General features: G+C 72.2%; 13 protein-coding genes. 10 read left to right on the top strand and 3 right to left on the bottom strand.

Translation table 11 applies throughout. The features are described from left to right. Positions 1-1,500 (top strand): RDD family protein (locus L7D48_RS17915; protein ID WP_308312310.1); only part of this gene is annotated, 1,500 nt, incomplete at its 5' end. A gap of 231 nt (positions 1,501-1,731) precedes the next feature. Here L7D48_RS17915 and L7D48_RS17910 read toward each other — a convergent pair. Beyond that, positions 1,732-2,007, bottom strand: a complete 276-nt coding sequence (locus L7D48_RS17910) for a hypothetical protein (RefSeq protein WP_237880458.1) — start codon at positions 2,005-2,007, stop codon at positions 1,732-1,734. Between the two features lie 355 nt (positions 2,008-2,362). On the opposite strand from L7D48_RS17910, the gene L7D48_RS17905 reads away from it, so the two are divergent. Together L7D48_RS17905 and L7D48_RS17900 are read left to right on the top strand one after the other, a co-directional pair. Continuing rightward, on the top strand, positions 2,363-4,738 hold the full coding sequence (locus L7D48_RS17905) for an immune inhibitor A domain-containing protein (RefSeq protein WP_237880457.1): 2,376 nt from the start codon (positions 2,363-2,365) through the stop codon (positions 4,736-4,738). A gap of 171 nt (positions 4,739-4,909) precedes the next feature. Continuing rightward, positions 4,910-5,260 carry a hypothetical protein gene (locus tag L7D48_RS17900; protein WP_237880460.1) on the top strand — a complete coding sequence of 117 codons (351 nt, stop codon included), beginning with the start codon at positions 4,910-4,912 and terminating at the stop codon, positions 5,258-5,260. A gap of 103 nt (positions 5,261-5,363) precedes the next feature. Here L7D48_RS17900 and L7D48_RS17895 read toward each other — a convergent pair whose 3' ends face one another. Beyond that, the gene (locus L7D48_RS17895) at positions 5,364-5,957 is read right to left on the bottom strand and encodes an isochorismatase family protein (protein WP_237880456.1); all 594 of its coding nucleotides are present in this window, start codon (positions 5,955-5,957) and stop codon (positions 5,364-5,366) included. A 161-nt stretch (positions 5,958-6,118) separates the two neighbouring features. After that, positions 6,119-7,453, bottom strand: a complete 1,335-nt coding sequence (locus tag L7D48_RS17890) for a nicotinate phosphoribosyltransferase (RefSeq protein ID WP_237880455.1) — start codon at positions 7,451-7,453, stop codon at positions 6,119-6,121. Positions 7,454-7,675: 222 nt separating this feature from the next. Here L7D48_RS17890 and clpS point away from each other — a divergent pair, with 222 nt between their 5' ends. From clpS to L7D48_RS17855, 7 genes are all read left to right on the top strand, one after another. Continuing rightward, on the top strand, positions 7,676-7,978 hold the full coding sequence (gene clpS / locus L7D48_RS17885; protein ID WP_237880459.1) for an ATP-dependent Clp protease adapter ClpS: 303 nt from the start codon (positions 7,676-7,678) through the stop codon (positions 7,976-7,978). Next, a complete protein-coding gene (locus tag L7D48_RS17880; protein WP_237880454.1) occupies positions 7,978-8,583 on the top strand; it encodes a DUF2017 domain-containing protein in 606 nt (201 codons plus the stop codon). The genes clpS and L7D48_RS17880 overlap by 1 nt, the downstream gene beginning before the upstream one ends. A 465-nt stretch (positions 8,584-9,048) precedes the next feature. After that, positions 9,049-10,608: a sodium:alanine symporter family protein gene (locus L7D48_RS17875; RefSeq protein WP_237880453.1), complete on the top strand. Its 1,560-nt coding sequence runs from the start codon at positions 9,049-9,051 to the stop codon at positions 10,606-10,608. Positions 10,609-10,710: 102 nt separating this feature from the next. Further along, positions 10,711-11,142, top strand: a complete 432-nt coding sequence (locus tag L7D48_RS17870; RefSeq protein ID WP_237880452.1) for a Mov34/MPN/PAD-1 family protein — start codon at positions 10,711-10,713, stop codon at positions 11,140-11,142. 89 nt (positions 11,143-11,231) lie between these two features. Further along, positions 11,232-11,369 (top strand): putative leader peptide, encoded by a 138-nt coding sequence (locus L7D48_RS17865; RefSeq protein ID WP_341829718.1) that lies wholly within the window; start codon positions 11,232-11,234, stop codon positions 11,367-11,369. Between the two features lie 100 nt (positions 11,370-11,469). After that, positions 11,470-11,748, top strand: a complete 279-nt coding sequence (locus L7D48_RS17860) for a MoaD/ThiS family protein (RefSeq protein WP_093654152.1) — start codon at positions 11,470-11,472, stop codon at positions 11,746-11,748. Continuing rightward, entirely contained in the window at positions 11,748-12,698 is a 951-nt protein-coding gene (locus L7D48_RS17855; RefSeq protein ID WP_237880450.1) for a PLP-dependent cysteine synthase family protein, read from the top strand. Before L7D48_RS17860 ends, L7D48_RS17855 begins: the two co-directional genes overlap by 1 nt. Positions 12,699-12,735 lie beyond the last annotated feature (37 nt).

Raw genomic sequence — 12,735 nt, 5'->3', positions numbered from 1 at the left:
CCCCGGGAGGGTGAACCGATGCCCGCCGCGCCCCCGGGGGTGACGGCGCAGGCCCCGGCCTCGCCCGCCGTCCCCGCGGCCGGCTCCCCGGCGCCGGCCGAGTCCCCGCAGGAGGAGACGGGCCCGGTCTTCCTGGACGAGGAGGAGGGCACGGACGCCGGGGGCCGGGCCGGCGTCCCCGCGCCCGCTCCGGGCGACTCCCTGCCGCAGCTGCGCGGGCGCGGCGAGGTGGAGATCCGCCCGGGGGAGCGGGCGGCCGCCTGGAGGGACCCCTCCCGGCCGCACGGCGGACCCGAGCCCGCGTCCGCCTGGCAGGCCGACGCCGCCCGGCAGACGGGCTTCGACGGGGAGCGGGACGGCCGCGTCTCCTGGGGAACGGGCGGTCCGGGCGGTCCGGGCGGTCCGGGCGAGGGTGCGGCCCCGGCCGCACCGGCGCTGGGCGCGGGCCGTGCCCCGCAGGCGCTGGGACCGGGTCCGGCCCCGGGCCCGCGAGGCGGCCCCGGCCGCGCCGACGGTGCCGGGCCGGTGGACGGCGGGAACGCGCAGCCGCGCGACGACGGCACCGTGCGGATGCGGCCCGTACGCCCCGAGGGCACCGCCCCGGCGGCGGGCGGACGGCCCGTCAGGCCCGGGGACACCGTGGGGCTGCGGCGTACGCAGGCGCCCGGGGCGGGAGCCGCGCCCCCACCGGCGCCGGGTGCGTCCGCCGCGCCCGCGCAGGCGTCACCCGCGCCCGTGCCCGCCGGTCCGGCGGGCCCCGCCGCTCCCGTCACGCCCGCCGGCCCCGCCTCCGGGCAGCCCTCCTGGACGCGACAGGTGCACGAACTGGCCCAGCGCGCCCCCGCGTCCGCCGGACCGGCCCCCGCACCGCACGCTTCCGCACCCGCCGTGCCGCAGCAGCAGTCGCCGGCCGGGCGACCCGGCGGCCCGGAGCAGGTCGTGCCCTGGCGCCCTCCGGTCGACGACCCCTTCCTGCGGGCCGCCCAGCGGCAGGCCCGCCCCGCCGGGCTCGGACGCCGACTGGGCGCCCGCGCGGTGGACGGCGTCCTCACCGCGGCGGTGGCCGCGGCGGTGGCCTTCCCGTTCGCCGGCCCCAGCGCCGACCACTTCCGCGAGCAGGTGGAGGCGGCCGAACAGGCCGGCGAGACAAGGCAGATCTGGCTGGTCGACGGCACCACCGGCGTCTACCTGGCGATCGTGCTCGGTGCCCTGCTGGTGTTCGGCCTCCTCTACGAGGTGCTGCCCACCGCCCGGTGGGGCCGCACGCTCGGCAAGAAGCTGTTCGGCGTCCGGGTGCTCGACATCGAGGAGCAGGACACCCCCTCCTTCGGCGCAGCGCTGCGCCGCTGGCTGGTGTACGGGCTGCTGGCGCCGCTGGGCGTCGGCGTGGTGAACGTCCTGTGGTGCCTGTTCGACCGGCCGTGGCGGCAGTGCTGGCACGACAAGGCGGCGCGCACCTTCGTGGCGCGCGGCACCGAGGAGTCCGGCCCGCTCGGATGACGCCCGGGGCCGAAGCGCCCGAGGTCCCCCGAACGGCCCGCCCCTGATGCGCGGTACGCCCCGGCGCGGTCGACTCGGAGCATGAGAACGCGAAGGCCGTGCCGGATACGGAGGCCGTGCCGGACACGGAGGCCGCACCGCCCCGGAGAGGGCGGTGCGGGCGGAACACCCGGCGGGGAGGACGGCCGTACGGCCGGTGCGCGGGGCCCGGCGGCCCGCGCCCCTGCCGGATCAGCGGCGCGAGGAGGTCTCCGCCAGGCGCCGGCCGCCGTCGGCGGGCTCCGCGCCGCGCTGCGCGGGCACCGCGCCGGTCACCGGGCGCGGGGCCCCTGAGGGGCGGCGGCCGGGCACCCTGACCGCGACGAGCAGCCCGAGCGCGAGCGCCGCACTCGCGATGACCGCGATCCCGGCTCCCGAACGCGCCTGCGACACCAGCAGCATGGCGAGAGCCGAGAGGATGACGGTGGCCGAACCGTAGGCGAGCTGTGCGGGATTCGGACGCGGCATGACGGAATCCGTCCTCCGGGATCGGTGGTTGACCGGGGGCGAGGCCGCCGGACGGCGAACGTGGTCCGTCGAACGACTCTACGATGCCGGATGCCCGTACACAGCCGCGGGTAAGCGCGAACCGACCCACCGCCACCGACACGCCGATGCACGGGGGGCGCACGGAGTCACGCCGTGGCCGTACCGTCATCGGCCGCTACCGTCCGGTCTCCGGACTCCGCAACTGACTAGCCGGACAACGTACTTGCGTGGCGTGTTCAAATCAAGGGCTGTTTTTTCGGCCGCCGCTCATGTCGAATGCCTCCACACGTGTGCACACACGTGCCATGGCCATGCATGGGGAGGGCAATACCTAGTGAAGAGCCAACGGAGGACGATCAGATCCGCCGCCCTGGCCACGACGGTCGCCGTCATAGGGGCGACCTTTCTGACCGCCGGCACCGCCTACGCCCACGAGGGCACCGCACCCGACGGCCGTGACCCGGCCGCCGCGGAGCACGGCGACCACGCCAAGGACGGGCACAAGCACGGCAAGGGCAAGGACGGCAAGCACGTCGACCACGACCTGCCCGGCCCGCTCACCAAGAAGCAGCGCTCCCAGCGCCTCGCGGCCCTCGAGCGGCTCGCCTCCGGCCAGAAGCCCGTGACCAAGAACGGCTCCAAGGTCATGAAGCTCGGCGACGACAAGTACGTCGAGATGGAACAGACCAAGACCGACAAGATCTTCACCATCCTGCTGGAGTTCGGTGACAAGATCGACCCCAGGTTCGGCGGGACCCCCGGTCCGCTGCACAACCAGATCGCCGAGCCCGACCGCGAGCAGGACAACACCACCCTGTGGAAGGAGGACTTCAGCCAGGAGCACTTCGAGGAGATCTACTTCGGGGAGGGCGAGGGCTCGCTCAAGACGTACTACGAGACCCAGTCCTCCGGTAAGTACTCCGTCGACGGCATGGTCTCCGACTGGGTCAAGGTCGAGTACAACGAGGCCCGCTACGGCAACAACGCCTGTGGTCAGAGCACCTGCAACACCGTCTGGGACGCCGTCCGCGACGGTGTGAACCAGTGGGTCGCCGACCAGAAGGCCGCCGGCAGCACCACCGAGGAGATCAAGGCCCAGCTGGCCGAGTACGACCAGTGGGACCGCTACGACTTCGACGGTGACGGCAACTTCAACGAGCCCGACGGCTACCTGGACCACTTCCAGTTCGTCCACGCCGGCGAGGACGAGTCGGCCGGCGGCGGCGCGCAGGGCGAGGACGCCATCTGGGCCCACCGCTGGTACGCCTACGGCACCGACTACGGCAAGACCGGCCCCGAGTTCAACAAGGCCGGCGGCACCGAGATCGGCGACACCGGCATCTGGGTCGGCGACTACACCGTGCAGCCCGAGAACGGCGGCCTGGGCGTCTTCGCCCACGAGTACGGCCACGACCTCGGCCTGCCGGACCTGTACGACACCGCGGGCGGCGAGAACTCCACCGCCTTCTGGACCCTGATGTCGTCCGGTTCCTGGCTGAACAACGGCACGGACGCCATCGGCGACTGGGCCGGCGAGATGACCGCCTGGGACAAGCTGTCCCTGGGCTGGCTGGACTACGAGACGGCCAAGGCCGCCACCAGGTCCACCCACAAGCTGGGCGTCTCCGCCCACCAGGGCAAGAACCCGCAGGCGCTGATCGTGGAGCTCCCCGAGAAGGAGGTCACGACCGAGGTCGTCGAGCCCGCGGCGGGCGAGAAGCAGTGGTGGAGCGGCAGCGGTGACGACTTGCGCAACTCCCTGACCCGTACCGTCGACCTGACCGGGGCCTCCTCCGCGTCGCTCGACCTCAAGGGCTGGTGGGAGATCGAGGCCGGTTACGACTACCTCTACACCCAGGTCTCCACCGACGGCGGCGCCACCTGGACCGCCCTGGACGGCACCCGCAACGGCGAGCCGCTCGGCAAGGACGCCTCCGGCGCCCCCGCCCTCGACGGCTTCTCCGGCGGCTGGGAGGACCTCTCCTTCCCGCTGGACGCCTACGCCGGCAAGAAGATCGACCTCCGCTTCCACTACCGCACCGACGGCGGTGTGGCGGAGAAGGGCTTCACCGCCGACGAGATCACCATCACCGCCGACGGCCAGGCGATCGTCACCGACGGCGCCGAGGGCGACGACAACGGGTGGACGGCGAGCGGCTTCTCCCGCATCGGGGGCTCGTTCACCAACTCCTACCCGCAGTTCTACATCGCCGAGAACCGTCAGTACGTCTCGTACGACAAGACGCTGAAGACCGGCCCGTACAACTTCGGCTGGCTGGACAGCCGCCCGGACTGGGTCGAGCGCTACGCGTACCAGAAGGGCCTGCTGATCTGGCTGTGGGACACCTCGCAGCTGGACAACAACACCAGCGCCCACCCGGGTGAGGGTCTGGTCCTCCCGATCGACGCACACCCCAAGGCCGAGAAGTGGGCCGACGGGACGCTGATGCGCAACCGCATCCAGTCGTACGACTCCACCTTCAGCTGGTACCCGACGCGCGGCATGACCCTGCACAAGAACGGCGAGGCCGCCAAGGTCCGCTGGAAGCTGGGCAAGCCGTACTTCGACGACCGCAAGGGTACGTACTGGGACGAGTCCAACCCGACCGCGAGTGTGAAGGTGCCCGACACCAACACCCGCATCTCGATCGTCCACCAGCCGCTCAACGGCAAGACGATGACCGTCCGGGTCGGACCCTCCACCAGGTGACACCCGCGTGACGCCTCGATGAAGCCGCGTTCGCGCAGGTCATCGCGGTAAGGCAGTGAACAGTCGGCCGCCGCCCCCTAGCGGGCGGCGGCCGATCGTGCTGAGAATGCGCGTACCGCCCGAGGGCGGGTCGCCGTTGTTGACGTGATGTATAACGGGGGAGTGGTGAAGATGGCAGGCGGTGGCTGGACAAGGCTGCCGGACGGCAGCGTGGTCGTGGCGCTCTCCGTGCCCCGGCCGGGGCACGCCGGGCAGCGTGCCCGCTTCCTGGTCCACGCGGCCAACCGCGCCCGCGCCCTGACCCGGCTGAGAAACCTCGGCCTGCGCGCGGTCTACCTGCGCGGCAACGCCGAACCGCCCACCCCCGACGAGATCAGCGCGGTACTGCACCACCCCGACGGCCTGGTCTGGCGCCCGGCCCCGCAGCACGGCGCCGTCGACGCGCCGGCGGGCGAGGGGGCGCACGCGGAGGGCGGCTTCTGGCGGCCCATAGGCGCCCTGCGCCGCGCCGCGGCGGGCTGAGCGACCCGCGTAAGGGCCGTCGCCGACCGGGGCGCCCGGCACCCCCCGGGACGGGAGCCGCCCCCGGCCGGAAGCACCCCCGGCTCCCGCCGGGGCGCCGGACTCAGGAGGCGCGGACCACGGGCTCGCCCGACAGCTCCACACCCGCCCCGCGCATCTCCTCCAGCGCCAGTTCGGTGGTCGGCGCCGCCACCCCGGCCGTCATGCCGAGCAGCACCCGGGTGCGGAAGCCCTCGCGGGCCGCGTCCAGCGCGGTCGCGCGCACGCAGTGGTCGGTGGCGATGCCCACCACGTCCACCTCCGTCACCTCACGGGAGCGCAGCCAGTCGGCGAGCGGGGTGCCGTTCTCGTCCTTCCCCTCGAAACCGCTGTAGGCGGCGGCGTACGCGCCCTTGTCGAAGACCGCGTCGATCGAGCCGGAGGCGACGGCCGGGGCGAAGTTCGGGTGGAAGCCCACGCCCTCGGTCCCGGCCACGCAGTGCGCGGGCCAGGAGTGGCGGAAGTCGGGGTGGTCGGAGAAGTGGTCGCCGGGGGAGACGTGGTGGTCGCGGGTGGCCACCACGTGGCGGTATCCGGCGGTGCTCTGCCCGACGAGGTCGGTGATGGCCGCGGCCACGTCGGCACCCCCCGCCACCGCGAGGCTGCCGCCCTCACAGAAGTCGTTCTGGACGTCTACGACGATCAGGGCCCGGTGCATGGTGCACACCTTTCGGCTGGAGTGGCCGCGGCCGGCTGGGACCGGCCGCTGCCGTGACGGGTCGCGGACCGCGGCCGGCGCGGTCCGCGGGGGACGGGGGCGGGGACGTGTCCGACCTTAGACACTCGGCGTCCGCCGCGGGAGTGCGTGGGCGCCGCGCCTCACCCCCCGGCGTACTCGGTGGGCAGGACCGGCTCGCCGCGCGAGAGCTGCGTCGCCGACAGCGGCAGCCCGTCGAGGGCCCGCAGGTGCCGCTCGCGGGCCGCATCCAGCCGCTCGCGCGCCACGATCTCGCCGCCGCGGACCAGGTCCACCGTCAGCAGGTGGTCCGCCAGGTGTGCGGGCACCTCGCCGGTGCCGACGACCTCGGCCTCGGCCACGCCGTCCGCGTCCGGGCGCCGGGCGGCCCACTTCACGCCCCCGACCGACAGCTTCCCGCCCATGGACTTCTTCGCCACCGGGCGCAGCGGCGCGCCGGGGTCACCGGAGTCGGCGCGGGCCACCAGCTTGTAGACCATCGAGGCCGTGGGGTGTCCGCTGCCGGTGACCAGCTGGGTACCCACCCCGTAGGCGTCCACCGGGGCGGCGGCCAGCGAGGCGATGGCGTACTCGTCCAGATCGCTGGTCACGACGATTCTCGTGTCCCGCGCCCCCAGCTCGTCGAGCTGCTGCCGCACCCGGTGGGCGAGCAGCAGCAGGTCGCCGGAGTCGATGCGCACCGCGCCCAGGCCGGGGCCCGCCACCTCCACGGCGGTGCGGACGGCCTCGGCCACGTCGTAGGTGTCCACCAGGAGCGTGGTGCCGCTGCCCATGGACTCCACCTGGGCGGTGAAGGCGTCCCGCTCGGTGTCGTGCAGCAGGGTGAAGGCGTGGGCGCTGGTGCCGGCGGTGGGGATGCCGTAGCGGAAGCCGGCGGCCAGGTCGGAGGTGGTGGAGAAGCCGCCGACGTACGCCGCCCGGGCAGCGGCCACGGCCGACAGCTCGTGGGTGCGGCGCGCGCCCATCTCGATCAGCGGGCGCCCCCGGGCCGCCACGGCCATCCGGGACGCGGCGGCGGCGACGGCCGAGTCGTGGTTGAGGATCGACAGGATCACCGTCTCCAGCAGCACGCATTCGGCGAAGGTGCCCTCCACCCGCATGACCGGCGAGCCGGGGAAGTAGACCTCGCCCTCCGGGTAGCCGCTGATGTCGCCGCGGAAGCGGTAGCCGGCCAGCCAGTCCAGGGTGGGCTCGTCCACCACGTCCCGCTCGCGCAGGAACTCCAGGATCTCCGGCTCGAAGCGGAAGTTCGCCACCGCGTCCAGGACCCTTCCGGTGCCCGCCACCACGCCGTAGCGGCGGCCCTCGGGCAGGCGGCGGGTGAAGACCTCGAAGACGGAGCGCCGGTCGGCGGTCCCGCCGCGCAACGCCGCCTGGACCATGGTGAGTTCGTAGTGGTCGGTGAAGAGGGCGGTGGACGGCACGGCGACCGGCAGGCCCAGGTCTGCGGTGTTCATGGAACGGATGCTACCCCCAATCTCGTCACTTTGACGATATTCGGTTCCGGGAGGACGTTCCGCGGTCCGCGGGAACCCCCGTTTGCACCGCCGCCCGGTCGCAGTGGCAGCATGGGAACCGTGAGCGACGACACACACCGGACGACACCGTCTGCCGCCGCGGCCGTGCGGCCGCCCGCCGCGGACCGCGTACCCGGCCCGCGCGGCGCCCATGTGGCGTGGCTGTCGGTCGCCCCCACCGAGATCACCCGCCCCGCCTCCGACGAGGCTCCCGAGGCGGTGTCCGAGCCGGACGTCCCGTGGGTGACGGTCGTCCACAACGACCCGGTGAACCTGATGAGTTACGTGACCTACGTGTTCCAGACCTACTTCGGGTACCCGAAGGAGAAGGCCAGGAAGCTGATGATGGACGTCCACCACAAGGGCCGCGCGGTCGTCTCCAGCGGCACCCGCGAGGAGATGGAACGCGACGTACAGGCCATGCACGGCTACGGCCTGTGGGCGACCCTCCAGCAGGACCGCTGATGGCCGGGCTCTTCCAGCCCGCGGCCGGCGTGCCCGGAGGCGCCGCCGTCGCGCTCGACGAGGTGGAGATCTCCATCCTGCGCAGCCTCGCCGTCCAGCTCCTGGAGCTCATCGGACCCGGCCCGGGCGCGGACGAGGCAGACGGCGAGCAGGACCCGCTCGCCGCGCTGATGGCCGACGGCCCCACCGAGCCGCCCTCCGACCCGGCGCTGGCCAGGCTCTTCCCCGACGCCTACGGCGGCCCCGGGGCCGAGAGGGACGACAGGACGCGCGAGGCCGCCGCGGAGTTCCGGCGCTACACCGAGAACGACCTGCGCGCCCGCAAGCGCGAGGACGGTCTCGCCGTGGTGCGCACCCTGGACTCCCTCGCCCCGGCCGGCGAGGGGGGAGCGGTGCTCACCCTCACCCCCGAGCAGTCGCGCCGGTGGCTCGGCGCGCTCAACGACCTGCGGCTGGCCATCGGCGCGCGTCTGGAGATCACGGACGACGAGGACGGCGACGAGCTGTACGCGCTGCCGGACGGCGACCCGCGCAAACCGATGGTGATGGCGTACCTGTGGCTGGGGGCGCTCCAGGAGTCGCTGGTGGAGACCCTGGCGCCCTGACGGGCCGGTACGGGCCGCGCCGCGAGCCCGCAGGGCGCGGGCACGGCGGGACCCGGTGGCGGGCGACCGGAGCGACGACTTCCGGCGAGCCGATGATTTCCGGCATTTATTTGTGCCATACATTAAAAAGTCGCTGCGAGCCCACTGTGTCGCACAGGGTGATCAAAACTCTCCGTTAATCGGATGCGGTGACTCTCCGAGCGGAGAGGCTGCCCGTTTCATCCCCGAATTCCCTTGTGTGATCCGACCGTAATATGAGCATGTGATCCAGGTCACACCGGTGCGGTAGCGCAGCGTGATAGGAACTCCCAACCGATTTTTATCCGGGTCCTACAACCCGGAGAACTTCGGAGGAAGCCGCGCTCAAGACCGGACGCCGAGGTTGGTCCGTTCGCCGTACCACCGGCAACCACCGTTGCACCCGCCCCCACACGTCCTCGCAGCCGCTACAGCCAGAGGGAATCCATGGCAAACGAAACCTGGACGACAAGGCTCGACGAATCCATCAGCGGATTCGTCGACCCGGTCGCCTCGACAATCAGCGACATCGTCTTCTACACCATCCCGGTCGGGGACACCGAGTTCCCCTGGATCGTCGGCTGGCTGGTGGTCGCGGGTCTGGTGTTCACCGGATACTTCGGCTTCGCCCAGGTCCGCCACCTGCCCAAGGCCCTCAAACTGGTCCGCGGCAAGTACGACCAGAAGGACGCCCCCGGTGAGGTGAACCACTTCCAGGCCCTCACCTCCGCCGTCTCCGGCACCGTCGGCCTCGGCAACATCGCCGGTGTGGCCATCGCGGTCACCATCGGCGGCCCCGGCGCCACCTTCTGGATGATCGTCTGCGGTCTGCTGGGCATGGCGACCAAGTTCGTCGAGTGCACCCTCGGAGTGAAGTACCGCGAGGTCCACGCCGACGGCACCGTCTCCGGCGGCCCGATGCACTATCTGCGCAAGGGCATGGCCGAGCGCGGCCTGGGCGGCCTGGGCAAGGTGCTCGCCATCGGCTCCGCCGTCGCCCTGCTGTTCTTCACCTTCTTCGGCGGCAACCTCTTCCAGGTCAACCAGAGCCTGGAGCAGCTCCAGTCCGTCACCGGCGGCGAGGACAGCCTCTTCAGCAGCTCCGGCGGCGCCCTCTTCTTCGGCATCCTGATCGCCGCCCTGGTCGCCCTGGTCCTCATCGGCGGCATTCGCTCCATCGGCGCCGTCACCAGCCGGCTGGTCCCCGCGATGGCGATCATCTACGTCGTCGCCTGCCTCTTCGTCATCCTGTCCAACCTCACCGCCGTGCCCGAGGCCGTCTCCGACATCATCGTGGGCGCCTTCGCTCCCGACGGCGTGGCCGGCGGCCTCATCGGCGCCCTGATCGTCGGCTTCCAGCGCGCCGCCTTCTCCAACGAGGCGGGCATCGGCTCGGCCCCCATCGCCCACTCCGCGGTGAAGACCAAGCGCCCCGCCACCGAGGGCCTGGTCGCGATGATCGAGCCGTTCATCGACACCGTCGTCATCTGCACCATGACCGCGCTGACCATCGCCATCGCCCGCACCCCGAGCTGGGAGGAGGCCCGCGAGGCCAGCGCCAACGGCGAGCCGATCGCCTCCGGCGTCTCGCTGACCTCGGACGCCTTCGAGAGCGCGATCTCCTGGTTCCCCTACGTCCTGGCCGTCGCGGTCCTGCTCTTCGCCTTCTCCACGATCATCACCTGGAGCTACTACGGCCTGAAGGCGTGGACCTACCTCTTCGGCCGCAGCAGGACCAGCGAGAACGTCTACAAGGTGCTCTTCAGCCTCATCGTCATCACCGGTGCGCTGATGTCGCTGTCCTCCCTGGTCTCCCTGGCCGACTCCTTCCTCTTCCTCGCCGCGGTGTTCAACATCATCGGCCTCTACCTGCTGGCACCCGTCGTCAGGCGTGAGCTCAACCGCGTCGTGGACTACATCCGCCGGCGCGACGCCGGTGAGAGCGACGAGCAGATCGAGGCCTCCGAGGCCGCCGGCCCCGGTGAGGCCACCACGCTCGCCAAGTGACACCCGCCCCTCCGGGGACGGCAGAACACCGCGGGGCCCCGCCCGTACCGCACACCGGTACGGGCGGGGCCCCGCCCGCGCGCCCTGCCTATGCTGTCGCCCATGCTGACCATCACCCAGGAGCTGCACGACAAGATCGTGGCCCACGCCCGCCAGGACCACCCCGACGAGGCGTGCGGCATCATCGCGGGCCCGGCCGGCAGCGGGCGCCCCGAGCGCTTCGTCCCCATGCTGAACGCCGCCCGCTCGCCCACGTTCTACGAGTTCGACTCCGCGGACCTGCTGAAGCTCTACCGCGAGATGGACGACCGCGACGAGGAGCCGGTGGTCGTCTACCACTCCCACACCGCCACCGAGGCGTACCCCTCGCGCACCGACGTCGCCTACGCGGGCGAGCCCGGCGCCCACTACGTGCTGGTCTCCACCGCGGAGTGCGGCAACGACGAGGGGCCCTTCTCCTTCCGCTCCTTCCGCATCGTCGACGGCGAGATCACCGAGGAGGAGGTCAGGATCGTCCCCGCCTACGAGGACTGACCCCGGCCCCTGACGACAGGTGAGACGGCAGGGTCCGCATCATGGAACAGGTATCCGGTTCCGAAGGCGGGAATCGTTACGATGAGCCCATGGTTAACCACGACGTGAGCGATACCCACCCGGGTAAGTCCCCGGGCGCGCTGCTCGTGGCGCGCCTGCACGTCGACCTGTGCCGCCTCGCCAGCGCCCTGGGGTCCCCCCGGCGCCGCGCAGCCGACCGCGCCTGACCCGGACGGCCACCCCCCGCGCGGCCCGCCCGGCCGCACCTCGCCCACGCGCACGAGCCAAGGCCCGCACGCTTCCCGCCTCTCCCACAGGAGTACACCCATGGCCATCGAGGTCCGCATCCCGACCATCCTCCGCACCTACACCGACGGGCAGAAGGCCGTCGAGGGCGACGGCGGCACCCTCGCCGAGCTCATCGAGGACCTGGAGACCCGCCACAGCGGCATCCGGGAGCGGCTGGTCGAGGGCGGCGAGCTGCGCCGCTTCGTCAACGTCTACCTCAACGACGAGGACGTCCGCTTCCTGGACGGGATCTCCACCAAGCTGAGCGACGGTGACAACGTGACGATCCTCCCCGCCGTGGCCGGGGGCATGCGCTGATGCGCTACGACTCGCCGATCGCCGCGGTGGGCAACACCCCTCTGGTGCGCCTGCCGCGGCTCTCGCCGTCCGAGGACGTCCGCATCTGGGCCAAGCTGGAGGACCGCAACCCCACCGGCTCGATCAAGGACCGCCCGGCCCTCTACATGATCGAGCAGGCCGAGAAGGACGGCCGGCTCACCCCCGGCCGCACCATCCTGGAGCCCACCTCCGGCAACACCGGCATCTCACTGGCCATGGCGGCCAAACTCAAGGGCTACCGCATGGTCTGCGTCATGCCCGAGAACACCAGCGCCGAGCGCCGCCAGCTGCTGGCCATGTGGGGCGCCGAGATCATCTCCTCCCCGGCCGCCGGCGGCTCCAACACCGCGGTGCGCGTCGCCAAGGAGATCGCCGCCGAGCACCCCGACTGGGTCATGCTCTACCAGTACGGCAACCCCGACAACGCCGGCGCCCACTACGCCGGCACCGGCCCCGAGATCTACGCCGACCTGCCCTCGATCACCCACTTCGTCGCGGGGCTGGGCACCACCGGCACCCTGATGGGCGCCGGCCGCTATCTGCGCGAGAAGGTCCCCGGCATCCAGATCGTCGCCGCCGAACCGCGCTACGACGACCTCGTCTACGGCCTGCGCAACCTCGACGAGGGCTTCGTCCCCGAGCTGTACGACGAGACCGTCCTCACCACCCGCTACTCGGTCGGCTCCGAGGACGCCGTCACCCGCACCCGCGAACTCCTCGCGCAGGAAGGCATCTTCGCCGGAGTCTCCACCGGCGCCGCCCTCCACGCCGCCATCGGGGTCGGCCGCAAGGCCGTACGCGCGGGACAGAGCGCCGACATCGTCTTCGTCGTCGCCGACGGCGGCTGGAAGTACCTGTCCACCGGCATCTACACCGCGCCCACCACCGAGGCCGCGGTCGAGGCCCTCCAGGGACAGCTCTGGGCCTGAGCCCGCCCCGCACGTCCGGCGCGACACCCGCCCGCCG

Origin of the sequence: Streptomyces sp. ICN903 (genome assembly GCF_022015835.1) — a bacterium.
In the GTDB taxonomy this organism is placed as follows: domain Bacteria; phylum Actinomycetota; class Actinomycetes; order Streptomycetales; family Streptomycetaceae; genus Streptomyces; species Streptomyces fenghuangensis.
This window is presented reverse-complemented; position numbering and strand designations above follow the sequence as displayed.

Excerpts from the sequence above, each read along its gene's own strand:
- L7D48_RS17910 (WP_237880458.1), bottom strand. The coding sequence starts at position 2,007 with ATGCCGCGTCCGAATCCCGCACAGCTCGCCTACGGTTCGGCCACCGTC.
- L7D48_RS17900 (WP_237880460.1), top strand. The coding sequence starts at position 4,910 with ATGGCAGGCGGTGGCTGGACAAGGCTGCCGGACGGCAGCGTGGTCGTG.
- L7D48_RS17895 (WP_237880456.1), bottom strand. The coding sequence starts at position 5,957 with ATGCACCGGGCCCTGATCGTCGTAGACGTCCAGAACGACTTCTGTGAG.
- L7D48_RS17890 (WP_237880455.1), bottom strand. The coding sequence starts at position 7,453 with ATGAACACCGCAGACCTGGGCCTGCCGGTCGCCGTGCCGTCCACCGCC.
- L7D48_RS17880 (WP_237880454.1), top strand. The coding sequence starts at position 7,978 with ATGGCCGGGCTCTTCCAGCCCGCGGCCGGCGTGCCCGGAGGCGCCGCC.
- L7D48_RS17875 (WP_237880453.1), top strand. The coding sequence starts at position 9,049 with ATGGCAAACGAAACCTGGACGACAAGGCTCGACGAATCCATCAGCGGA.
- L7D48_RS17870 (WP_237880452.1), top strand. The coding sequence starts at position 10,711 with ATGCTGACCATCACCCAGGAGCTGCACGACAAGATCGTGGCCCACGCC.
- L7D48_RS17865 (WP_341829718.1), top strand. The coding sequence starts at position 11,232 with ATGGTTAACCACGACGTGAGCGATACCCACCCGGGTAAGTCCCCGGGC.
- L7D48_RS17860 (WP_093654152.1), top strand. The coding sequence starts at position 11,470 with ATGGCCATCGAGGTCCGCATCCCGACCATCCTCCGCACCTACACCGAC.
- L7D48_RS17855 (WP_237880450.1), top strand. The coding sequence starts at position 11,748 with ATGCGCTACGACTCGCCGATCGCCGCGGTGGGCAACACCCCTCTGGTG.